The organism is Kytococcus sp. Marseille-QA3725 (assembly GCF_054950055.1).
Map to the genome: position 1 here is coordinate 672,122 of NZ_JBUCLA010000002.1, position 21,415 is coordinate 693,536.

Here is a 21,415-nt window from a genome sequence, read left to right on the forward strand (position 1 = left end):
CGGCCACCCCGCCGGCTGCACCACCGTGCCCGCCGCTCACCGCCTCCGGCGCACGCGGGTCTCGTCCCACACCGGCTCGGGCGTCTCGACCACGCGGCCCTCGGAGGTGAACACCAGGAACCGGTCGAAGGCCCGGGCGAACCAGCGGTCGTGCGTCACCGCCACCACGGTCCCCTCGAAGGACTCCAGCGCCTCCTGCAGGGCCTCGGCAGAGTGGAGGTCCAGGTTGTCCGTCGGCTCGTCGAGCAGCAGCAGCGTGGCACCCGAGAGCTCCAGCAGCAGGATGCCGAAGCGCGCCTGCTGACCGCCGGAGAGCTGGTCGTAGGTGCGCTCGCCCGCACCCGCCAGGCCGTAGCGGTCGAGCACCTTCGCCGCCTGTTCGCGCCCCATCCCGTCCCGGTGGTCGTCCCCGCGGTGCAGGATCTCCAGCAACGTGCGCCTCATCAGTGCCGGATGGTCCTGGGTCTGCGCGAACCAGCCGGGCCGCACGCGGGAGCCCAACCGGGCCACGCCCTGGTGGTCCACCGGGGGAGGGGCCACGTCGCCCACCGGCCGGTGCTCCGGCTCGGGGTCGGACCCGCCGCCGGCCAGCAGCCGCAGGAAGTGGCTCTTGCCCGACCCGTTCGAGCCGAGCACGGCCACGCGCTCGCCGAACCAGATCTCCAGGTCGAACGGCTCCATGAGCGTCGCCGCGCCATCCCCGTCCAGGGCGGGCACCCGCAGCTCGAGCCCCTCGGTCACCACGGCGCGTTTCGCGGTCCGGCCGCCGCGCAGCCGCATCCGGACGTCCTGCGTCTGCGCCACCTTCTCCGGCGGCCCGGCCTCCTCGAACTTCGCCAGGCGTGTCTGCGCGGCGCGGTACCGGGGTGCCATCCCGTCGTTGTACTCGGACTTCACCTTGAGGCGGTGCACCAGCGCCTTCAGCTTGGCGTGCTCCTCCTCCCAGCGACGCAACCGCTCCTCCAGGGCGGCGTTGCGGGCCTCCCGGGCCTCCTGCCAGCCGCTGAACGAGCCCGCGTGCGTCCACGCGCTCGCCCCGGCGGCGTGGGGCTCCAGGGTCACCACGTGCGTGGCCACCTGGGACAGCAGCTCCCGGTCGTGGCTGATGAGCAGCACGGACTTGTCGCTGGCCCGCAGCCGCCCCTCCAGCCACCGCTTGCCGGGCACGTCGAGGTAGTTGTCCGGCTCGTCCAGCAGCAGGATCTCGGCCGGGCCGCGCAGCAGAGCCTCGAGCACCAGCCGCTTCTGCTCACCGCCCGAGAGCGTGGTGGCCGCGCGGTGCTGAGCGCGCTCGAAGGGCACGCCGAGCGCCGCCTGCGTCACCTCGTCCCACACCTGCGTCTCGTACTCGTAGCCACCGGCGTCGCCCCAGTCGGCCAGCGCCTGCGCGTAGGCCATCTGGGCGGGTTCGTCGTCGGTCTCCATGAGGCGGAGCTCGGCGGCGTCCACCGCCTCGGCCGCGGTGCGGATGCCGGGAGGGGAGGAGCGCACCAGCAGGTCGCGGACGGTGGAGTCGTCGCGCACCCGGCCGATGAACTGCGGCATGAGTGCCACGCTGCCCGAGGAGACCACGTTGCCCTCCGCGCTCAACCCGCCGGAGATGATGCGCAGCAGCGTGGTCTTGCCCGTTCCGTTCGGCCCCACCAGCGCCACGCACTGCCCGTCACCGACGCGGAACGAGACGCCGCCCAGCAGTGGCCGCCCGTCGGACAGCCAGTACTCGATGTCGTGGACCTCAAGGTGCGGCATGTGCCGGACCGTACCGGCCGGCTGCCGGTGCGACGAACGGTTTTCGCCGGCCGCCACGGCGCGGGTGCAGGCCGCTAGTCGGAAGCCCGGTCGGTGGCTCGTGCCCGGTCGGTGGTCCGTGCCCGGTCGGTGGAGTATGCGCCTCATCGGACGGGCAGCTGACGCGGCAAAGCGTGGGGTCGGTCCGGTTGGCCCGGGTCAGGTCCGTGTGCTTCAGGACCCACCCCGGGCCAACCGGACCCACCCCCGGTCAGCCGGACCGAAGCCTGCCGAAATGGACCGAACCCGGCCGACTCAACCGAGCTCTTCCGAGGCGAAGCGAGCCCTTCCGGCGCGGACCGGGCCCAGCCGACCTGGCCCGGACGGCCGAGCCGACCGGGCCCGCTGCGGCCCACGTGACCCGCTCCGGGCCACCGGTCACCCCGGCCCGGCCCGCCCCCTCAGAGCTCCACGGTGTCGTTCGTGCCGACGTCCTGGCCCTTGCCGTCGCCCTTCTCGGCGTCCGAGCCCAGCAGGGACTTGGCGAACTCGACGGCGGTGCGGCCCTTGCCCTCCACGCTAGGCGCGGCCCGGGGACCCTCGCGACCGCGAGCGGGGTCAGCCGCGCGGGGCCCGGTGGTCGAGGCGCACGTGCTCCGGGCCCAGCTCGCCCACCGTCCGGACACCCAGGAGGCGCATCGCGACCTCGATCTCCGCGCGGAGGATCTCGAGCACCCGATTCACGCCGCGCTCCCCACCCGCCATCAGGCCGTACAGGTAGGCGCGTCCGATCATGGTGAAGTCGGCCCCGAGGGCCAGCGCCGCCAGCACGTCCCCGCCGTTGGTGATGCCGGAGTCCACGACGATCGTGGCGTCGTCTCCCAGCTCCTGCCGGATGCCGGGGAGCTCGGCCAGCGGGACCGGCGCCCGGTCGAGCTGCCGCCCACCGTGGTTGGAGAGGTAGACGCCGTCGCACCCGGCATCGACCGCGCGCCGGGCGTCCGAGGGGGTCTGGACCCCCTTCACCATCAGCGGGCCGGGCCAGACCTCACGGATCCACTCGATGTCGGTCCACGACAGGGTGGGGTCGAAGGTCTTCATGATGACGTCCATGGAGTCACCGCCCGTGGACGACAGGGTGGCGAAACGCAGCGGCTCGGTGGTCAGGAAATCCGTCCACCAGCGGGGGCGGTAGGACGCGTCGGCCAGGGTCCTCAGGGTCAGCCGCGGAGGGATGGTCATGCCGTTGCGGTGGTCGCGGTAGCGCAGTCCCCCGGTGGCCGTGTCGACGGTGACCATCAGGGTGTCGTAGCCCGCGTCCCGCGCCCGCTCGACCAGGCCGCGGGCCCGGTCGCGGTGCTCGTGCCAGGTGTAGAGCTGGAACCAGCGCCGCGTGTCGGGGCTCTGGGCGGCGAGGTCCTCGATGGAGGTGGTCCCCATCGTGGACAGCGCGTAGGGGATCCCGGCCGCGTGGGCGGCCCGCGCGACGGCCGGCTCCCCGGCGGCGTGCATCATGCGGGTGAACCCGGTGGGTGCCAGACCGAACGGGAGCTCGCTGCGTCGCCCGAAGATCTCGGTGCCGGTGTCGATCTCCCCGACATCGCGCAGCACGGTCGGGCGCAGCTCGACGTCGTTGAAGGCGGCGGCGTTGCGGCGCATCGACTCCTCGGAGTTGGCAGCGCCGTCGACGTACTCGAACGGACCCTTCGGCGTGACCCGTCGCGCGATGTGCCGGACGTCCCCGAGGTCCGCCGCACGCTCGAGCCGAGCAGCCGTGCGGTCCACGCGGGGCCGCGTGAACTGCATCAGCGGGGCGAGCTCGCGAGGGTTGGGCAGTTGACGGCGCATGGTGCCTCCTCAGGTCGGGGGAGGGGCCACGCTAGCCCCGATGGTGCGGACCGCCCCTTGCAGATGTGTGCCTGCGTTCCAGAAGTGTTGCTGTGGAGCCGCACTTCTGGAACGCAGGCACACATCTGCGGCGTGGGCTGGCGGATGCGCCCGCGCACCCACATCACCACGCCCACCACGAGCGGAAGCGCGGCCACACCGGCCAGCAGGAGGCCGAGGAAGTCGACGTACGAGCACTCCGTGACCTGGCCTTGGTGCTGCTCACGCTCAGGCTGGACATCGAGACCACCTGCGCCAGCAGGGTGAGCGCCGGTGCGATGAGCACGGGCTGCGGGAGCCCCCAGGGACTTCCGTCGTCGTTCGGCTGCATGGTGTCCTCCCCGGTGGGTGTGCGATCAGGTGCACCCATGCGCACCGCGCGGCGGTGCCCGCCGGTGGCCACCGTGGGCGGAACCTCGCGGCGGGCCGTCCCCCTCCGGCCCGGCCCGCCGCCGTCGGGGTCGTCCCCGGTCTGGCCCGCCTCAGCCGGCCAGTGCCTCGCCCACCGCCGCGCTCTCGATGCCGAGCGCCTCGCCCACCGGCGCGGAGTACAGCGTCCCGCCGTGCGTGGCCAGGCCCTTGGCCAGCGCCTCGTCGGCGCGCAGGGCCCCCTGCCACCCGGCGTCGGCCAGGCGCAGCGTGTACGGCAGCGTCGCGTTGGTGAGCGCCTGGGTGGAGGTCACCGGCACCGCACCGGGCATGTTGGCCACGCAGTAGAACACCGAGTCGTGCACCTCGAAGGTCGGGTCGTCGTGCGTGGTTGGGTGGGAGTCCTCGAAGCAACCGCCCTGGTCGATGGCGATGTCCACCAGCACGCTGCCGGGCTTCATCTGCGCCACCAGGTCGTTGGTCACCAGCTTCGGCGCCGCGGCACCGGGGATCAGCACCGAGCCGATCACCAGGTCCGCCTCGGTCACGGCCTGCTCGATGGCCAGCGCGGAGGAGGCGATGCCGTGCACCCGGTTGCTGTAGCGCCAGAAGCTCATGCGCAGCTTCTCCAGGTCGATGTCCAGCAGGGTCACGTCCGCGCCCATGCCCATCGCGATGTTGGCCGCGTTCTGCCCGGCGGTGCCGGCACCCAGCACGGCCACCTTGGCGCCCGCCACGCCACCGACGCCACCCATCAGCACCCCGCGACCACCACGGGCCTTGAGCAGCGAGGCCGCACCCACCTGCGGTGCGAGGCAGCCGGCCACCTCGCTCATCGGGTACAGCAGCGGCAGCGAGAGGTCGGCGCGCTGCACGGTCTCGTAGGCGATGGAGGTGGTCCCTGCCTCGAGCAGTGCCTTCGTCAGCTCCGGCTCGGCGGCCAGGTGCAGGTAGGTGAACAGCACCTGGTCGGCGCGCAGCCGGTGGTACTCCTCGGCCACCGGCTCCTTGACCTTCACCGCCATCTCGGCCTCGCCCCACAGGTCGTCGGCCGACTCGACGATCCGCGCTCCCTGCGCCACGTACTCCTCGTCGGTGATGCTGCTGCCCAGGCCGGCCCCGGCCTGCACGAGGACCTCGTGGCCCCGCTGGGTGAGCTCCCGGACGCCGACCGGGGTCATCCCCACCCGGTACTCGTTGTTCTTGACTTCTGCCGGAACGCCGATGCGCATGTCGCCTCCTGATGCCGCTGTGACGGGTCGCGCCTCACGACGCCGTCGCCGAATCGTTGCAGAAGCGTTGTCGAAACACGTTCCGGGGGCGGGGCCCGTGGCCTAGCGTTCCCATGAACTTGCCCATCCCCGAGTGATCCTGCGAAAGGTTCCTCATGTCCGACGCTCTCTCGACGATCAACGACATCGTCTGGTCCCAGTGGCTGGTGTGGCTCTGCCTGGCCGCCGGTCTGTTCTTCTCCGTGCGTCTGCTCTTCCCGCAGGTGCGCCTCTTCGGCCGCATGCTGCACGAGATCCGCCACGGGGAGACCTCCCACTCCGGTGTCTCCCCCTTTCAGGCCCTGGCCGTGTCCCTGTCGGGCCGTGTCGGCACCGGAAACATCGCGGGAGTGGCCACCGCCATCGCGATGGGTGGCCCGGGTGCCGTGTTCTGGATGTGGGTGGTCGCCTTCCTCGGTGCCTCCACCTCCTTCATCGAGTCCACCCTCGGTCAGGTCTACAAGGAGCGGGACGACAGCGGTGAGTACCGCGGTGGTCCGGCCTACTACATCGAGAAGGGGCTGGGGCAGCGCTGGTACGGCATCCTGTTCGCCATCGTCTCGGTGCTGGCCATGGGTCTGTTCATGCCCGGCGTGCAGTCCAACGGCATCTCCGAGGCCATGAACAGCGCCTGGGGCATCGACCCGATGTGGGTGGCCGTCCTCGTGGTCATCGCGCTGGCCTTCATCGTGGTCGGCGGCATCAAGCGCATCGCCACCTTCGCCGCCATGGTCGTGCCCTTCATGGCCATCGCCTACATCGTGCTGGCCCTGATCGTGCTGGTGGTCAACGCCGCCGAGATCCCGGCGGTCCTGCGGCTGGTCCTGGGCGGCGCCTTCGGCATGGACTCCGCCCTGAGCGGCATCCTGGGCGCCACCATCGCCTGGGGCGTCAAGCGTGGCATCTACTCCAACGAGGCCGGCCAGGGCACGGGCCCGCACGCCGCCGCCGCGGCCGAGGTCTCCCACCCGGCCAAGCAGGGTCTGGTGCAGGCCTTCGCCGTCTACGTCGACACCCTGTTCGTCTGCTCGGCCACGGCGTTCATGATCCTCTCCACCGGCATGTACGAGGTGTTCGACGAGAAGAACGGCGAGAAGCTGATCCTCGAGGGCCCCGCCGAGGTGCACGGCACCTCCGCCGGGCCGGCCTACACGCAGGCCGCCCTGGACACCGTGTTCAGCGGTCTGGGCGGGTCGTTCGTGGCCATCGCGCTGCTCTTCTTCGCGTTCACCACGATCGTGGCCTACTACTACATGGCCGAGACGAACATGACCTACCTGTTCCGGCGCGCCACCCCGATGACCCGCGCCGTCGCGGTCCGCTTCGTGCAGCTGGCCATCCTGCTGGCCACGGCCTACGGCGCCGTGCAGACCGCCGAGGACGCCTGGGCGCTGGGCGACATCGGTGTGGGCCTCATGGCCTGGCTGAACATCATCGCCATCCTCCTGCTGCAGGGGCCGGCGGTGAAGGCCCTCAAGGACTACGAGCGCCAGCTCAAGGAGGGCCGCGACCCGCAGTTCGACCCGCGCGAGTTGGACATCCGCAACGCCGAGTTCTGGGCGGAGCGGGCCGACGGTGGTGACGTGATCGTCGACGGGCACCCGCTGCGCGGGGCCGAGACCGGCACGCACCGCTGACCGGCTGCTCGCTCCGGACGCGGACGGCGCCCGCTCCCCTCGGGGAACGGGCGCCGTCGCGCGTGCCGGGGGTGGTCTCAGGTGCGCACGTGACCGGACGCGATGTCGGTGCGGGCCCGGAAGAACAGCAGTGCCGCGGCGGTCGCCACCACGAGGAACGCGCCCGCGATGCCCAGGACCGTCGTGTACCCGAGGCTCTCGGCCAGGCCCAGCAGCAGCCCGCCGCCCAGGAAGTACACGATCATGCCCAGCGAGGCCAGGAGCGTGAAGTCACCACCGGCGGTGTCCGGGCGCGCGAGGTCCATGTTCACCGTGTAGACCAGCGCGTTGGCCACGGAGTTGAACACGACGAACAGGCTGAGGGCCAGCACGGTGGTCACCAGCGGGGCACGCCCCCCGGTGAGAGGCAGCAGCGGCAGCAGCGAGAGGGCCCCGCCGAGCCCGGCCACCACGAACATGGCGCGGCGACCGAACCAGTCCACCAGGCGGCCGGCCACCAGGCCGGCCAGCATCGCCGGGACGGCGATGATCACCGACAGGACGACGGCGGCGCGGCTGAGCGACCACCCGGCGTCCAGCAGGGCCGGCTCCAGCAGGAAGTACGACCCGCCGATGCCGATGTGCAGCAGCGGGATGACGACCAGGCCCCACAGAGTGGCCCCGGGCTGGCGGAGCACGCCGAGGGCCTGGCTCACCAGGGGCATCCGCAGCGGCGGGGTGCCGTGATGGCCGGTGGACTCGTCCAGCCGGAGCACGAACAGGTACGGGAGTGCCGCCGTGGCCGCGAGCAGCAGCACCGCGGGCGTCCACCCGAACTGGTCGTACACGACGACCACCAGGCCGCCGCCCACCAGCGTGCCCAGCCACTGGGCGCCGATGACGATGCCGTTCACCCGGCCACGTCCCTCGGACGGGAACAACCGGGCCGCCAGGGCGTCCACCGCGACGTCCTGCGTCGCCGAGACGAGCAGGTACAGGCCCGCCACGAGGGCCACGCCCGCCATTCCCTCGCGCAGGTCGCCGAAGGGCAGGAGCGCCAGGATGCTCACCACCACCAGGGGCTGGGTCCACAGGATCCAGCGCCGGTAGTGGCCACCGCGCCCGGGAGGCGCGTACCGGTCGACCATCGGTGCCCACAGGAACTTCAGGGCCCAGACCATGCCCAGCTGTGTGATGAGCGCGAGGTCCGTGAGGCTCAGCCCCTGCTCCCGGGCGATGCCGATGAGTCCCGTCGACAGGAAGCCGACGCCCAGGTACTGGGTGACGTAGAGCGAACTCACCGCCGGCAGGTGGTTCGGGTCCCGGGGCGCTGGGGCACTCTCGGCACCGCGTCCGGACGGAGTGGGGTCGTGGAGGATGGTCTCGGTCACAAGAGAAGGGTAGGCGAACCTCATCTCGATCGTGGATGTGGCCCCGGACACGCCCTCCTCGGGGCGCGGGGGAGGTCGGTGCAGAATGGGGTGGCCGTGGCAGCGCGTGCGCGGCGAGCCGTGACGAAGGGAAACCTGCCGTGAGTGAACGTCCGTCCCCGGAGAGCCCCCTCGCGCAGGAGGGCGCGGAGCCCGCGCCGGGCTGGGCCACCGACCGCGCGCTGGGGTGGCTGCTGACCATCACCGGGCTCGTGGGCTGGTTCGGCAGCGCGATGCTGGTCTACGAACGCATCGAGCTCTACATCAACCCGCTCCACCAGACGTCCTGTGACGTCAACCCGCTCGTCAGCTGCGGCAGCGTCATGCAGACCTGGCAGGCGGCACTGTTCGGCTTCCCCAACCCGCTCATCGGCATCGTCGGCTACGCGATCGTGGTGGCGATCGGCACGGCGCTCCTCGGTGGCGCCTCCTTCGCCCGCTGGTACTGGATGCTCGTCTGGGGTGGGGTGACCCTGGCCATGGCGTTCATCCTGTGGCTCTGGTCGCAGGCGCTGTTCGACATCGGCAAGCTCTGCATCTACTGCATGGTCGCCTGGGCCGGCACCATCCCGATGTTCGTCGTGCTCACCGGTGCCCTGCTGGCCCGGGGGATCCTGCCCGGCTCCGAGGGGCTGCGCCGTTTCGCCGCGGGGTGGACCTGGGTGCTCACTCTGCTCTTCTACGTGGCGATCATCGCCTCGGTGCTGGCGGTGTTCGTGCCCAAGTTCATGGCCCAGTGAGCCGCGCGGCGGTGGTCAGCGGGTGCGCTCGCAGACCGCCGCCAGTCGGGCGAGCCCCTTCTCGAAGTCACGGCCCAGCCGCTGCTCCATGTCCATCACGGGGGAGAGCAGGCGCATCACCAGGTTCTTCCGACCGCGCATGGTCCACTCGACGAGGGTGCCGATCTCGGTGGGGTGCAGTGTGAAGGTGGCCGTGTGGTCGCCGCGGAAGGGCTTGTCGAAGTGCAGGTCCAGCGAGACGCGGTCGAGATCGGAGTACGTGATCTCCATCCGGCCCTTTCCGGCCTTCGCGTTCCCCTCCCAGGCGTAGCGCGCACCGGTGCCGTTGGCGGGCGTCGAGTAGGTGCGGCGCTGGTCGGGGTCGAGGTCCTCCCAGGGGGACCACCGCTGCCAGCGGTGCAGGTCGTTGACGAACGAGAACACGGTCCGCTGGTCGGCCGCGATCTCTCGGGAGCGGGTCACCTCGAAGGTCTGTGCCATGCGCCCATCATGGCGCACGGACGGGCCCCGTGCCGTGACGGTCGGGGCTCCGTCGGCCCGGCCCTGTGACCCGGCTCCGTAGACTGCCGGCATGCGTGATCTCCAGCGAGTGATCATCGACGAGATGGGCGTGCTGCCCACGATCGACCCGGCCCGGGAGGTCGAGCGGCGGGTGGCCTTCCTGCGGGACTACCTGCGGGCCACCGGCACCCGCGGCTTCGTGCTCGGCATCTCCGGCGGGGTGGACTCCACCGTCGCGGGGCGTCTGTCGCAGCTGGCCGCCGAGCAGCACCGCGCCGACGGCGGGGAGGCGGTCTTCGTCGCGGTCCGCCTGCCGTACCACCAGCAGGCGGACGAGGCCGACGCCGCGGCCGCCATGGACTTCGTGGCCGCCGACGAGGAGATCACCTACGACGTGGGGCCGGCGGTCGACGCCTTCGAGGAGGAGTTCTCGGCCGCGCTGGGGCGTGGGGTCAGTGACTTCAACAAGGGCAACATCAAGGCGCGGCTGCGCATGGTGGCGCAGTACGCCGTCGCCGGGGAGCGCTCGCTCCTGGTGGTCGGCACCGACCACGGGGCGGAGTCGGTCACCGGATTCTTCACCAAGTTCGGCGACGGCGGCGCCGACATCCTGCCGCTCTTCGGGCTGGACAAGGGGCAGATCCGGGAGGCCGCCCGGCACCTGGGGGCGCCGGAGCGCCTGTGGGCCAAGGTGCCGACCGCCGACCTCCTGGACGACCAGCCGCTGCACACCGACGAGGACGAGCTCGGCCTGACCTACGAGGACATCGACACCTACCTGCAGGGCGGTGAGGTGCCCGAGGAGGTGGCCGAGCGGATCGAGCACAAGTGGCGCACCTCGCGCCACAAGCGCACCACCCCCGTCACCGTCCACGACAGCTGGTGGCGGACCGATCACGACACGGAGGACTGAACATGCAGCTCGAGGGCAAGGTCATCGCCGTCACCGGCGGTGGCAACGGCATCGGCCGGGAGGTCGTGCTCGGGCTCCTGCGGGCCGGCTCCCGCGTCGCCGCGCTGGACCTGAGTGCCGACGGCCTGGAGGCCACCGTCGCCGAGGCACGCTCCGAGGGGGCCGACGGTGCCCTGACCGTGCACCGGCTGGACGTGACGCGGCGGGACGACGTCTCCGCCGTGCTCGACGAGGTGCTCGCCGCGCACGGGGCCGTGGACGGCCTGGTGAACGTCGCCGGGATCATCCAGCCGTTCGTCACCCTGGACCAGCTCGACGTGGCCGAGATCGACAAGGTCATGGACGTCAACTTCTGGGGTGTCGTGCACACCTGCCAGACCTTCCTGCCGCACCTGCGGAGCCGGCCGGAGTCCGCGATCGTCAACGTCTCCAGCATGGGGGCGCTCACGCCGGTGCCGGGCCAGGCGGCCTACGGGGCCAGCAAGGCCGCGGTCAAGCTGTTCACCGAGGCGCTCTACTGCGAGCAGAAGGAGGGCCCGGTGGCCGTCACCGTCGTCTTCCCGGGGGCGACCGCCACCGACATCGCGGGCAACTCCGGGGTGTCGGTCGCCGCGTCGGTGGACGACACCGCCGCCTCCGAGGCGCAGGACCGCCCGACGACCCCGGCGCCCGACGCCGCGGAGGCGATCATCCGGGGCATCGAGTCCGGGGCCTTCCGGGTGGTCATCGGCAAGGACACCCGCTTCGTCGACTGGGCGAGTCGGGTGGCCCCGCGGTGGGCCGCCGACTTCGTCACCCGTCGCATGGCCGACCTGCTGGGTGGGCGATGAGCGAGGTGGAGACGTACCTCCCCAGGCAGGGCCTGGACGACCTGGAGCGCTTCCGTCTGGCGCAGACCCAGATCGAGGAGCGCCGCTACCGGGAGGCCGCCGTGGAGCTGGAGACCCTGCTGGGCACCTCCGACCCCGGCCACGGCCTCGACGAGGTGCGGTTGCTGCTGGTGCGTGCCTACTTCCACTCCGCGCAGCTCTCCCGCGCGGAGAACCTCGCCCGGGAGATGCTCGCCGACCGGCCGGAGGACGGGTACCTGGCCCTGGTGCTGGCCCGGTCGTTGGAGCGGCAGAGCCGCGACGCGGAGGCGGTGCCCTACCTGGAACGCGCCCGCGTCCTCGGGCAGGAGATCTGAGGCACCCGTCGGTGGCGTCGTCCTGCGGGGCGGACCTTGTCCCCCGTGCGTCGGGCCCCTAGCGTGAACACCGTTGACATCGACTCGTCCCGGGAGGACACCATGGCCAGCAAGCTCAACCCCTACCTGACCTTCGACGGTGACTGCGAGGAGGCCATGCGCTTCTACGGCGAGGCCTTCGGCGCCGAGCCGCGGATCATGACCTTCCGGGACGCCGGCATGGAGGAGGCCGGCGTCATGCACGCGGCGCTGGAGTCCCCGGAGGGGTGGACGCTGTTCGCCAGCGACACCCACCCGGCCATGCCCGGTGAGCACGTGGTGGGCACCAACCTGCAGGTCTCGATCTCCGGTGACGAGGCCGACCGTCTCCGTGAGGTCTTCGAGAAGGTGACCGTCGATGGCACCGTGATCATGCCGCTGGAGAAGCAGATGTGGGGCGACGTGTACGGCCTGGCCACCGACCGCTTCGGCATCCAGTGGCACGTGAACATCGCCGGGGACGCCGCCTGACGCGCTGCTGACCCACCGCGCGGCACCCGCTCCGGGGAGGGGGGTGGGTGCCGCGTGGCGCACCGCACAGCCGGTCCGGGGAACGGGTGGGGCCCCTCGTTCGTTGCCGCAGGGGTCCCCACCCGGCGCCGAACGCGCGGCGCACCTCACCCCGAAGGAGACCCGTGGCCCACACCACCCACCGGTCCGACCCGCGCACCCTCGTCCTGTGGCTGGCTGCCGCCACGTTCGGCATCGGCCTGACCGAGTTCGCGGCCATGACGCTGCTGCCCTTCTACGCGGACGAGTTCGGGGCCACCGAGCCGCAGGCCTCGCGAGCGGTCAGCACCTACGCCATCGGCGTGGTGGTCGGGGCGCCCGTGTTCTCGGTGGTCATGGGGCGGTGGGCGCGGCGGCGGGCACTGGTGGCGCTGCTCGGGCTCTTCGTGCTCGGCAACCTGCTCGCCGCGCTGGCGCCCTCCATGCTGACGCTGGTGGCGGCCCGGTTCGTCGCCGGCCTGCCGCACGGGGCGATGTTCGGCATCGCCCAGCTGGTGGCCGCCACGGTCATGGGGCGGGAGAAGGCGGCCCAGGCGGTCGCCTCGGTGATGATGGGTCTCACCGTCGCCACCGTGGTGGGCGTGCCGACGGTGAGCTCCCTGGGGCAGGCCACCAGCTGGCGCCTGCCGTTCGTGCTGGTGGCCGTGGGAGGCGTGATCACGGCCGCCGCGCTGTGGCGTCTGGTGCCGCCCGGCGGTGGGCGCACCGAGGGATCGCCGCTGCGTGAGCTCACGGCCCTGCGCAACCCCGACGTGCTCCTGCCGCTGGCCATGGGGGCCGTCGGCTTCGGGGGCATGTTCGCGGTCTACTCCTACCTCTCGGCCACGCTGCTGGAGCACAGCCACGCACCGGCCTGGGGCATCCCGCTGGTGCTCATGACCTACGGCGTCGGCGGCATCCTGGGGAACCTGGTGGCCGGCCGGACCCCCGCGGGCCGGCTGCTGCCGGTGGCCGGGGCCTTCCAGGCCTTCATCGGCGCCGCGACGCTCGTCTACTCCCTGACGGTCGACCACTGGTGGCTGATGATGCTGTCGGTGACCCTCGTCGGGTTCGGCGGAGGCCTCGTCGTGCCGCTCCAGACACGGCTCATGCACGTGGCCGGTGACGCCCAGACCATGGCGGCGGCCATGAACCACGCCGCCTTCAACGCCGCCAACGCGCTGGGCCCCGCCGTCGCCGGTGCCGCCCTGGCCGCCGGCTGGGGCTGGCGCTCCACCGGGTGGGCCGGTGCCGTGCTCTCCCTGGGTGGCCTGCTCATCTGGGCCGTGATGATGCTCCGCGAGCGCCGTCGCCCTGCCGTCGGCTGACGGCAGGGGGTGGTTGTCGGTGGTGGTTCGTACTCTGACGCCTCGGCAGGAAGGAGGTGGCACAGTGTCGTCCGTGCCCCAGGAACTCAGGAGCAGCAGGAAGGCCCGCGGGGCCTTTTTCACGCCCACCGTCATCGCGGACCACCTCGCCCGGTGGGCGGTGCGGCCGGGCGACCGGGTCCTGGAGCCCTCCTGCGGCGAGGCGGTGTTCGTCGAGGCATCCGCACGGGCCCTGCAGGAGCTGGGGGCGCCGGCTGCGCCGGGTCAGTTGCTGGGCGTTGACGTGCACGGGCCATCCATCGAGGCGGCTCGTCGTCGGCTGACGTCAGAGGGGGTGGAAGCCCGGCTCGTCGTCAGCGACTTCTTCGCATGGGCAGGGCAGGGTGACCTCGATGTCGTCCTGGGGAATCCTCCCTACATCCGCTACCAGGACTTCACCGGCGAGTTCAGGGCGCAGGCCCGTGCCGCAGCCCTCGCAGCGGGAGTGGGCCTGTCAGCCCTGGCGTCGAGCTGGGCTGCGTTCGTGGTGCATTCGGCGACCCAGCTACGTCCTGGTGGGCGACTCGGCATGGTCCTGCCGGCAGAGATCCTCACGGTCAACTACGCCGCACCGGTCCGTGCCTTCCTCACGCGCCACTTCGAGGATCTTCGCCTCGTGGGGTTCGATGCGAGGGTCTTCCCGGACGCTCAGGAGGAGGTCGTCCTCCTGCTGGCTCGTGGCTGGGACCCCGACGGTGCTTCCGCAGGCACCTTGGCGGTGGCACGCGTTTCCGGGGCGGAGGCGCTCGACGGCTCTCCGCTGACTTTCCGCAGCTGGACGCCGCCGGACCCCGAGGCTCGGTGGAATCCGGCCTTCGGGTGGTCGCAGGCCTACGAGCGGTGGAGCAACTCGGCGGTCTTCTCTGCGCTGAGTGAGTGGGGGGCGATCGGCATCGGTGCCGTGACCGGCCGCAACTCCTACTTCGCGGTGAGCTGTGAGGCCGTGGGCGAATGGGGCCTGGACGATGGCTCCGTGGTGCCTCTGTGCCCGCCTGGATCCCGGCACCTGCGGGGTATCGAGTTCACGGACCTGGACTGGGCGATGTCTCGGGAAGAGGGACGAAAGGTCCACCTGTTCCGTCCGCCGGGTGACCCGAGCACCGCCGCACAGCGCTACATCGAGCACGGCGTCGACGAGGGCGTGGACCGTGCCTACAAGTGCCGGGTGCGGTCGCCGTGGTGGCGGGTGCCGCTGATGCCGGTGGCCGACCTGTTCGTGACCTACATGAACGCCGACACGGTGTCATTCTGTGCCAACACGGCCCGTGTGCGACACCTGAACTCCGTCCACGGTCTCGTGCTGCACGCGGCCACCCGAGACGTTGACCCCCGCGCTCTCGCCGTTGCCGCGGTGAACTCGGTGACGGAACTCGGGGTCGAGCTCGTCGGGAGGGCGTACGGGGGCGGCATGTTGAAGGTCGAGCCGCGCGAGGCACAACGCATCCCCCTGCCCTCACCGGAGTGGGTGCGCCGCCACGAGGACGAGCTCCTGGCACTGGCTGACCAGTGGTCCGGTCGTCGCGATGTGCGAGCAGCAGGTCTGAGGGACGCCGTGGACGCGCTGTTGGCGTGCAGCGTGGGCGTCGAAGCGCGAGAGCTCGGGGAGATGCAGGATCTCTGCGACCTCCTGCGTGGCCGGCGCAGCGCCCGAGCAGGAAGGAAGTGAGCATGGCCAGAGGATTTGAGGCCTTCGACGACGTGCTGGCGGACGCGGACGCGAACGCGGAATCACCGTGGCAACCCGGGACCCCTCCGGTCTTCTGTCCCGGCCTCGAGACCCTCGAGCAGCTGATCCACATCCCCGTGGAGTCGCAGGCCCCGAGCCAGTCGGGCCTCTATGGGAAGGCGCTTGACTCCTGGTTCGCCCACGAACTGCGCCGGGCCGGTTTCGATGAGGACCGCATCTGGCCGCGTGCCGATGAACCCCGTGTCCTGCCGCGGCCGGTCAAGGAACTGATCACCCGACTCCCGAAGACCCTCGGAGAGGACGTGGGGCGGCGTCTCCTCGGCCTCCGTTCCGTGGCGCCCCAGGATGCGAACATCTGGGGAAGGGCCTACACCAAGCAGGTGGACGTGGCCATGTCCTCGTGGCAGTCCGGCCCCGAGCTCCTCATCTCCACGAAGGCACAGAACTCGAGTTTCGGGAACAACCTGGCGAACCGGTTCGAGGAGGCGTACGGGGACGCCGGGAACCTCCGCGCGAGGTACCCGCTGGCCGCTGTCGGCTTTGCCTTCGTCATGAGGTCCACCGTGCTCGACGAGCCGGCCATGTTCGAGCGTGCGGTCGACATGATGCGCAAGCTCCGGGACCGCGGTGACGGCAACGGGTACACGGCAACGTGTCTCGTGGTCGTCGACTGGGACACGGACGTGGGTGTGAAGGTCCTCGAGGACGTGGTGCCCGTGGACCTGGGGCCCGGGCAGTTCTTCGAGGCGGTGATCGACCAGGTCCTGGAGGCAGCGCCCGTGACCGAACACGTTCTGGCCAGGGAGCTGCGACTGGGAGAGCACCTGGCCGTCGACGAGGGGGACTGAGTCCCCGCCGTGACAGGCTGGACCGCGTGGCCGTGAACGACCTGCTGGTGGAGAAGGTGCTGCGCTGCGTGGAGCTGGTCCCGGCCGGCCGCGTGGTGGCTTACGGCGACGTGGCCCGCATCGTGGGCACGGCCCCCCGCGTGGTCGGTGCGGTCATGGCCACCCACGGTCACCTCGTGAGCTGGTGGCGGGTCACCGACGTCTCCGGGCAGTTGCGGCCGGACCTTCTGGAACGCGCCCGCCCCCACTGGCAGGAGGAGGGCATCACGTTGGTGCCCGGGGCCCGTGGGTGCCGCATCGCCGCCCATCGTGCGGACCTGGACGAGCTGGCAGCGCGGTGGGCTGCGGACACCACCGACCTGCCCGCAGAATGAGGGCATGACCACCGACGTGCAGTCCTCCGCACCCACTCCCTGGACCGGCCGCGACGACGGCCCCGGCATCGAGCATCGCCGCTGGCACCACCTCGCGAACGGGGTGGAAGCCGACGGCCCCCGCGTCGGCGTCGTCGGCTTCGCCAGCGACGAGGGGGTGCGCCGCAACAAGGGGCGCCAGGGGGCGGCCGAGGCCCCGCCGCTGCTGCGTGGCGCGCTGGCCGGCATGGCGGCCCACCGGCCGTTCCGGCTGACCGACCACGGGGACACCGGGTACGACGGGCGGGATCTCGAGGGCGGCCACGAGGCGGTGGCGGAGGCCATCGCCACCTCGCTCGACGCCGACGACCTGACCATCGTGCTCGGTGGTGGCCACGAGACCGCCTTCGGGTGCTACCTGGGCCGGTTGCGCTCGCAGCGGTTCGGCGGCGAGGCGATGGGGCGCACCGCCGTGGTCAACCTGGACGCGCACTTCGACCTGCGCGAGGCGCCCGAGCCCAGCAGTGGCACGCCCTTCCTGCAGATGGCGCGGGTCGAGTCCGAGGCCGGTCGCGCGCTGGACTACACCGTCATCGGCATCGCTGAGCCGAGCAACACCGCCGTGCTGTTCGACACCGCGCGGGAGCTCGGGGCGCGCTGGCTGACCGACGAGGAGTCCACCCAGGAGCAGGCGCTCGCGCTGGTGGACGAGGTGCTGGAGCGCGTGGACCACGTGCACCTCGAGATCGACCTCGACGTGCTGCCGGCCGGCACCGCCCCGGGAGTGAGCGCGCCGGCGCCCTACGGCGTCCCGCTGCCCGTGTGCAGCGCTGTCGTCCGGCGCCTGGCCGCCTCCGGCAAGCTCCGCGTGGTGGACGTGGCCGAGTACAACCCGCGGTACGACATCGACACCCGCACCGCGAAGGCCGCGGCCCGGCTGGTCACCGACATCGTCCACGCCCTGCCGAGCGCGTGACGTGAGCGTCGAGGTGCGCCTGCTGCACGCGGCGGATGCCGGGGTCCTCGGGCCCCTGCACAACCGTCTGTGGCGCGAGACCTACGCCGGCCACGTGCCGCAGGAGCACCTCGACGCCCTGGACGACGGTGCGTCGGTCGAGCGCTGGCGAGGGCGCGGGAAGGAGCACGAACAGGCCGGTCGCAGCGCGGCCGGTGGGGTGACCCACGTGCTGCTCGTGGACGGTGAACCGGTCGGTCACGCGACCGTCGGCCCGGTTCGTGACGACGACGCGCCCGCACCGGTGGAGCTCTGGAGCCTGTACCTCGCACCCGGGCACCAGGGGAGTGGGCTGGCCGACGTCCTCCTCGAGGCGGTGCTGCCGGCCCGGTCTACCTGTGGGTGCTGCGGGGCAACGAGCGCGCGTCCGCCTACTACCGCAAGCGTGGGTTCGCGCTGGACGGGGCGACGAAGCCGCTGGAGGGCACCGACCGGCTGGAGCTGCGGATGGTGCGCCCCGCGTAGCCGGGCGGCGGGGTGGCTGACTCGGCGCCGGGGTGATCGAGGCGGCGGGTGGCGGCAGGACTTTGCATAGAGGCTGACTATGCAAAGTCCGAGATCTCATATACAGTGACTATCGCAGTCGCGGACAGCGACTGCATCCCAGATGTCAACCACGCAACAGGGAGCACGCATGTCGCTGATCAACACCACCATCAAGCCGTTCCAGGCCACCGGCTTCGTCAACGGCGAGTTCAAGGACTACTCCGAGGCCGACATCCAGGGCAAGTGGGCCATCTTCTTCTTCTACCCGGCCGACTTCACCTTCGTGTGCCCCACCGAGCTCGGTGACCTCGCCGACTACTACGAGGAGCTCAAGGGCCTGGACGTGGAGGTCTTCGGTGTCTCCACCGACACCCACTTCACCCACAAGGCCTGGCACGGCTCCTCCGAGACCGTCGGCAAGGTGACCTACCCGATGCTGGGTGACCCGACCCACCAGCTCTCCAACAACTTCGAGATCCTGCGTCAGGACGAGGGCGTCGCCAACCGCGGCACCTTCCTGGTGGACCCCGACGGCGTCATCCAGTTCCTCGAGGTGACCTCCGAGGGCATCGGCCGCAACGCCGCCGAGCTGGTCCGCAAGGTCAAGGCCGCCCAGTACATCCGCAAGAACCCCGGCCAGGTCTGCCCGGCCAAGTGGGAGGAGGGCGCCGAGACCCTCGAGCCCTCGCTGGACCTCGTCGGCAAGATCTGATCAGCCCCGACTGATCCACCGGTCGTGGGCACTCCCCACGTCCGGCTCCCCGGCGGCGGCCGGACCGGTCTCCCCTTCGCCGGTCGGGCCGCCGTCGTGCACCCGCCGCCCCCACGGCAGCCAGCCGCCCCGTCGCGTCTCCACGCGCCCGCTCCGTGCCCCTCGCCCTGTGCCCCTCCCGATCCGCACCCCTTCTTCCCCTTTCCTGGAGGACCCCATGCTCGACCAGAACCTCGCCACCCAGCTCCGCCAGCTCCTGGGCAACCTGCAGCGCCCCATCGAGCTGCTCACCACCGTCCAGGAGGGTGCCGACGACACCCTCACCCGCGAGACCCGCGAGCTGTGCGCCGAGATCGCGGAGATGTCCGAGCTCGTCACCGCCCGCGAGGCCGAGGGCGACGAGCGGGCCGAGCGCGCCCCGTCCTTCCGCATCCAGGCCGCGGACGACACCGCGTCGGCCGTCACCTTCTCCGGCCTGCCGATGGGGCACGAGTTCACCTCCCTGGTGCTGGCCCTGCTGAACATCGGCGGCCACCCGAGCAAGGCCGCCGCCGAGACGATCGAGCAGATCAAGGACATCGAGGGCGAGCACCGCTTCGAGACCTTCTTCAGCCAGTCCTGCCAGAACTGCCCCGACGTGGTGCAGGCGCTGGACCTCATGGCCACCCTGAACCCGAACGTCACCCACGTGGCGATCGACGGCTCGGCCTACCCCGACGAGGCCGACGAGCGCGGCGTGATGGCCGTGCCGACCGTCTTCCACAACGGTGAGGACTTCGGCTCCGGCCGCATGACGCTGGAGGAGATCGTCGAGCGCGTCGACGACGGTGCCGCCGAGAAGGCCGCTGCCCGCCTGTCCGAGGCCGCCCCCTACGAGGTGCTCGTCCTGGGTGGTGGCCCGGCCGGCGCGACCGCCGCCATCTACGCCGCCCGCAAGGGCATCCGCACCGGCCTGGTGGCCGAGCGCATGGGCGGCCAGGTGAACGACACGATGTCCATCGAGAACGTCGCCGGCACCCAGCACACCGAGGGGCCGAAGCTCGCCGCGGACCTCGAGCGCCACGTGAACGACTACGAGGTCGAGCTCGTGAAGTCCCAGGAGGCCACCGGCGTCACCCCCGCCGAGGTCGAGGGCGGCTACCACTCGGTGGAGCTCGCCTCCGGTGCCACGCTGCGCACCCGCTCGCTGGTGATCGCCACCGGTGCCTCCTGGCGCACCATGGGCGTGCCCGGCGAGGAGGAGTACCGAAACAAGGGTGTCACCTTCTGCCCGCACTGCGACGGCCCGCTGTTCAAGGGCAAGCGCGTCGCCGTCATCGGCGGTGGCAACTCCGGTGTCGAGGCCGCGATCGACCTCGCCGGCATCGTGGGCCACGTGACGGTGCTGGAGTTCATGGACTCCATGCGCGCCGACCAGGTGCTGCAGGACAAGCTGCGCTCCCTGCCCAACGTCGACGTGGTGCTCGGCGCGGCCACGCAGGAGGTCGTCGGCGACGGCTCCCGCGTGACCGGCCTGAAGTACGAGCTGCGCGAGTCCGGCGAGGCCAAGGAGCTCGAGCTCGAGGGCGTGTTCGTCCAGATCGGCCTGGTGCCGAACTCGGCCTTCCTCAAGGACTCCGCCGTCGAGCTCACCGACCGCGGTGAGGTCGTCATCGACGAGCGCGGCGCCACCAACGTGCCGGGCATCTTCGCCGCCGGTGACGTCTCGACCGTGCCGTTCAAGCAGATCGTCGTCGCCTTCGGGTCCGGGTCGACCGCCTCGCTGAGCGCCTTCGACCACCTGATCCGCACCTCGGCCCCGGCCGAGGAGGGCGCGCAGGCCGAGGAGTCGGTCGGCCGGTGAACCTGCGCGACCTCGAGTACCTGGTGGCGCTGGGCGACCACGGGACGTTCGGTCGCGCGGCGGAGGCCTGCGGCGTCAGCCAGCCCACGCTGAGCACGCAGGTCAAGAAGCTGGAGGCGGCCCTGGGCTGCGCGCTCGTGGAGCGCGCGGGCCGCACCACCCGGTTGACGCCGGCCGGCGAGCAGATCGTCGGCCGGGCCCGCCGGATGCTGGGCCACGGGGAGGCGATCCGCCGGATCGCCGACCAGGCCCGTGACCCGCGGTCGGGCTCGCTGCGGCTGGGCATCTTCCCGACGCTCGCGCCGTACCTGCTGCCGCACGTCGTCCCCGGGCTGCGCCGGGCGCTGCCCGATCTCAACCTGCTGCTGGTGGAGGAGCGCTCCCCGGAGCTGCTGGACCAGCTGCGCAACGGCTCCCTGGACGCCGTCGTCCTGGCCGGACCGCTGGTCGAGTCGGGGCTGACGGTGGAGCCGCTCTTCCGTGAGGACTTCCTGCTGGCGGTGCCGACGGACCACGCGCTGGCCGGCGGTCAGCCGGTGGCACCGGACGCCCTCGGTGCGGAGTCGGTCCTGCTGCTCGAGGACGGTCACTGCCTGCGCGACCAGGCGCTGGACGTGTGCCGGTCGGCCGGTGCCGTCGAGATGGAGGGTTTCCGTGCGACCTCCTTGGAGACGCTGCGGCACATGGTCGCCTCCGGGGTGGGGGTCACGCTCATGCCCCGGCTGGCGGTCGACCGCCCCGGTGGGGACACCGGTGTGACCACGGTGGAGTTCGTCCCCCCGGCGCCGCACCGCGACATCGTGCTCGCGTGGCGCTCGTCCTCGGTCCAGGCGGACCTGATGCCGGAGCTCGCCCGCCACCTCCGGGCGGTGCCCGACCACCTGGTGACGCCGGCCGACTGACCCCCCCCGGGGCCCCGGCCCGTTCAGCGAGGA

General features: G+C 71.6%; 21 protein-coding genes and 1 pseudogene. 16 read left to right on the forward strand and 6 right to left on the reverse strand.

The features are described 5' to 3' along the window. Positions 1-36 precede the first annotated feature (36 nt). From ACY8FT_RS11310 to ald, 4 genes are all read right to left on the reverse strand, one after another. Positions 37-1,749: an ABC-F family ATP-binding cassette domain-containing protein gene (locus tag ACY8FT_RS11310; RefSeq protein ID WP_462418990.1), complete on the reverse strand. Its 1,713-nt coding sequence runs from the start codon at positions 1,747-1,749 to the stop codon at positions 37-39. 597 nt (positions 1,750-2,346) lie between these two features. After that, the gene (locus ACY8FT_RS11315) at positions 2,347-3,576 is read right to left on the reverse strand and encodes an alpha-hydroxy acid oxidase (protein WP_462418991.1); all 1,230 of its coding nucleotides are present in this window, start codon (positions 3,574-3,576) and stop codon (positions 2,347-2,349) included. A gap of 163 nt (positions 3,577-3,739) precedes the next feature. Continuing rightward, on the reverse strand, positions 3,740-3,946 hold the full coding sequence (locus ACY8FT_RS11320) for a hypothetical protein (protein ID WP_462418992.1): 207 nt from the start codon (positions 3,944-3,946) through the stop codon (positions 3,740-3,742). Between the two features lie 151 nt (positions 3,947-4,097). Next, positions 4,098-5,216, reverse strand: a complete 1,119-nt coding sequence (gene ald / locus ACY8FT_RS11325) for an alanine dehydrogenase (RefSeq protein WP_462418993.1) — start codon at positions 5,214-5,216, stop codon at positions 4,098-4,100. 155 nt (positions 5,217-5,371) lie between these two features. Between ald and ACY8FT_RS11330 the strand changes: the two genes are divergently transcribed. Beyond that, positions 5,372-6,892, forward strand: coding sequence for an alanine/glycine:cation symporter family protein (locus ACY8FT_RS11330; RefSeq protein ID WP_462418994.1), 1,521 nt, complete (start codon positions 5,372-5,374; stop codon positions 6,890-6,892). A 77-nt stretch (positions 6,893-6,969) separates the two neighbouring features. Here the strand turns inward: ACY8FT_RS11330 and ACY8FT_RS11335 are convergent, their stop codons facing one another. Further along, entirely contained in the window at positions 6,970-8,262 is a 1,293-nt protein-coding gene (locus ACY8FT_RS11335; protein ID WP_462418995.1) for an MFS transporter, read from the reverse strand. Positions 8,263-8,402: 140 nt separating this feature from the next. Here ACY8FT_RS11335 and ACY8FT_RS11340 point away from each other — a divergent pair, with 140 nt between their 5' ends. Then, complete coding sequence (locus tag ACY8FT_RS11340; protein WP_462418996.1) at positions 8,403-9,041, forward strand: vitamin K epoxide reductase family protein; 639 nt, start codon at positions 8,403-8,405, stop codon at positions 9,039-9,041. 15 nt (positions 9,042-9,056) lie between these two features. Here the strand turns inward: ACY8FT_RS11340 and ACY8FT_RS11345 are convergent, their stop codons facing one another. Next, complete coding sequence (locus tag ACY8FT_RS11345) at positions 9,057-9,521, reverse strand: SRPBCC family protein (RefSeq protein WP_462418997.1); 465 nt, start codon at positions 9,519-9,521, stop codon at positions 9,057-9,059. 91 nt (positions 9,522-9,612) lie between these two features. Between ACY8FT_RS11345 and nadE the strand changes: the two genes are divergently transcribed. From nadE to ACY8FT_RS11415, 14 genes and pseudogenes are all read left to right on the forward strand, one after another. Next, positions 9,613-10,455, forward strand: a complete 843-nt coding sequence (nadE, locus tag ACY8FT_RS11350) for an ammonia-dependent NAD(+) synthetase (protein WP_462418998.1) — start codon at positions 9,613-9,615, stop codon at positions 10,453-10,455. Positions 10,456-10,457: 2 nt separating this feature from the next. Continuing rightward, complete coding sequence (locus tag ACY8FT_RS11355; protein ID WP_462418999.1) at positions 10,458-11,285, forward strand: SDR family NAD(P)-dependent oxidoreductase; 828 nt, start codon at positions 10,458-10,460, stop codon at positions 11,283-11,285. Then, positions 11,282-11,641: a tetratricopeptide repeat protein gene (locus ACY8FT_RS11360; protein ID WP_462419000.1), complete on the forward strand. Its 360-nt coding sequence runs from the start codon at positions 11,282-11,284 to the stop codon at positions 11,639-11,641. The genes ACY8FT_RS11355 and ACY8FT_RS11360 overlap by 4 nt, the downstream gene beginning before the upstream one ends. A gap of 63 nt (positions 11,642-11,704) precedes the next feature. Further along, entirely contained in the window at positions 11,705-12,151 is a 447-nt protein-coding gene (locus tag ACY8FT_RS11365; protein ID WP_462419001.1) for a VOC family protein, read from the forward strand. Positions 12,152-12,315: 164 nt separating this feature from the next. Beyond that, the gene (locus ACY8FT_RS11370; RefSeq protein WP_462419002.1) at positions 12,316-13,497 is read left to right on the forward strand and encodes an MFS transporter; all 1,182 of its coding nucleotides are present in this window, start codon (positions 12,316-12,318) and stop codon (positions 13,495-13,497) included. Between the two features lie 73 nt (positions 13,498-13,570). Continuing rightward, positions 13,571-15,202 (forward strand): Eco57I restriction-modification methylase domain-containing protein, encoded by a 1,632-nt coding sequence (locus ACY8FT_RS11375; RefSeq protein ID WP_462419003.1) that lies wholly within the window; start codon positions 13,571-13,573, stop codon positions 15,200-15,202. A gap of 2 nt (positions 15,203-15,204) precedes the next feature. Then, entirely contained in the window at positions 15,205-16,071 is an 867-nt protein-coding gene (locus ACY8FT_RS11380; RefSeq protein ID WP_462419004.1) for a hypothetical protein, read from the forward strand. A 26-nt stretch (positions 16,072-16,097) separates the two neighbouring features. Next, positions 16,098-16,445 carry an MGMT family protein gene (locus ACY8FT_RS11385; RefSeq protein WP_462419005.1) on the forward strand — a complete coding sequence of 116 codons (348 nt, stop codon included), beginning with the start codon at positions 16,098-16,100 and terminating at the stop codon, positions 16,443-16,445. Between the two features lie 4 nt (positions 16,446-16,449). Further along, the gene (gene hutG, locus ACY8FT_RS11390) at positions 16,450-17,400 is read left to right on the forward strand and encodes a formimidoylglutamase (protein WP_462419006.1); all 951 of its coding nucleotides are present in this window, start codon (positions 16,450-16,452) and stop codon (positions 17,398-17,400) included. Between the two features lie 94 nt (positions 17,401-17,494). Continuing rightward, positions 17,495-17,752: pseudogene (locus tag ACY8FT_RS11395) on the forward strand (N-acetyltransferase family protein); the annotation flags it as partial. A 29-nt stretch (positions 17,753-17,781) separates the two neighbouring features. Then, complete coding sequence (locus ACY8FT_RS11400; RefSeq protein ID WP_462419101.1) at positions 17,782-17,904, forward strand: hypothetical protein; 123 nt, start codon at positions 17,782-17,784, stop codon at positions 17,902-17,904. Between the two features lie 169 nt (positions 17,905-18,073). Beyond that, entirely contained in the window at positions 18,074-18,637 is a 564-nt protein-coding gene (gene ahpC / locus ACY8FT_RS11405; RefSeq protein ID WP_462419007.1) for an alkyl hydroperoxide reductase subunit C, read from the forward strand. A gap of 217 nt (positions 18,638-18,854) precedes the next feature. Continuing rightward, the gene (gene ahpF, locus ACY8FT_RS11410) at positions 18,855-20,480 is read left to right on the forward strand and encodes an alkyl hydroperoxide reductase subunit F (protein WP_462419008.1); all 1,626 of its coding nucleotides are present in this window, start codon (positions 18,855-18,857) and stop codon (positions 20,478-20,480) included. After that, on the forward strand, positions 20,477-21,382 hold the full coding sequence (locus ACY8FT_RS11415; protein ID WP_462419009.1) for a LysR substrate-binding domain-containing protein: 906 nt from the start codon (positions 20,477-20,479) through the stop codon (positions 21,380-21,382). The genes ahpF and ACY8FT_RS11415 overlap by 4 nt, the downstream gene beginning before the upstream one ends. The last annotated feature ends 33 nt before the right edge of the window (positions 21,383-21,415 follow it).

Excerpts from the sequence above, each read along its gene's own strand:
- ACY8FT_RS11310 (WP_462418990.1), bottom strand. The coding sequence starts at position 1,749 with ATGCCGCACCTTGAGGTCCACGACATCGAGTACTGGCTGTCCGACGGG.
- ACY8FT_RS11315 (WP_462418991.1), bottom strand. The coding sequence starts at position 3,576 with ATGCGCCGTCAACTGCCCAACCCTCGCGAGCTCGCCCCGCTGATGCAG.
- ACY8FT_RS11320 (WP_462418992.1), bottom strand. The coding sequence starts at position 3,946 with ATGCAGCCGAACGACGACGGAAGTCCCTGGGGGCTCCCGCAGCCCGTG.
- ald (WP_462418993.1), bottom strand. The coding sequence starts at position 5,216 with ATGCGCATCGGCGTTCCGGCAGAAGTCAAGAACAACGAGTACCGGGTG.
- ACY8FT_RS11330 (WP_462418994.1), top strand. The coding sequence starts at position 5,372 with ATGTCCGACGCTCTCTCGACGATCAACGACATCGTCTGGTCCCAGTGG.
- ACY8FT_RS11345 (WP_462418997.1), bottom strand. The coding sequence starts at position 9,521 with ATGGCACAGACCTTCGAGGTGACCCGCTCCCGAGAGATCGCGGCCGAC.
- nadE (WP_462418998.1), top strand. The coding sequence starts at position 9,613 with ATGCGTGATCTCCAGCGAGTGATCATCGACGAGATGGGCGTGCTGCCC.
- ACY8FT_RS11355 (WP_462418999.1), top strand. The coding sequence starts at position 10,458 with ATGCAGCTCGAGGGCAAGGTCATCGCCGTCACCGGCGGTGGCAACGGC.
- ACY8FT_RS11360 (WP_462419000.1), top strand. The coding sequence starts at position 11,282 with ATGAGCGAGGTGGAGACGTACCTCCCCAGGCAGGGCCTGGACGACCTG.
- ACY8FT_RS11380 (WP_462419004.1), top strand. The coding sequence starts at position 15,205 with ATGGCCAGAGGATTTGAGGCCTTCGACGACGTGCTGGCGGACGCGGAC.
- hutG (WP_462419006.1), top strand. The coding sequence starts at position 16,450 with ATGACCACCGACGTGCAGTCCTCCGCACCCACTCCCTGGACCGGCCGC.
- ahpC (WP_462419007.1), top strand. The coding sequence starts at position 18,074 with ATGTCGCTGATCAACACCACCATCAAGCCGTTCCAGGCCACCGGCTTC.
- ahpF (WP_462419008.1), top strand. The coding sequence starts at position 18,855 with ATGCTCGACCAGAACCTCGCCACCCAGCTCCGCCAGCTCCTGGGCAAC.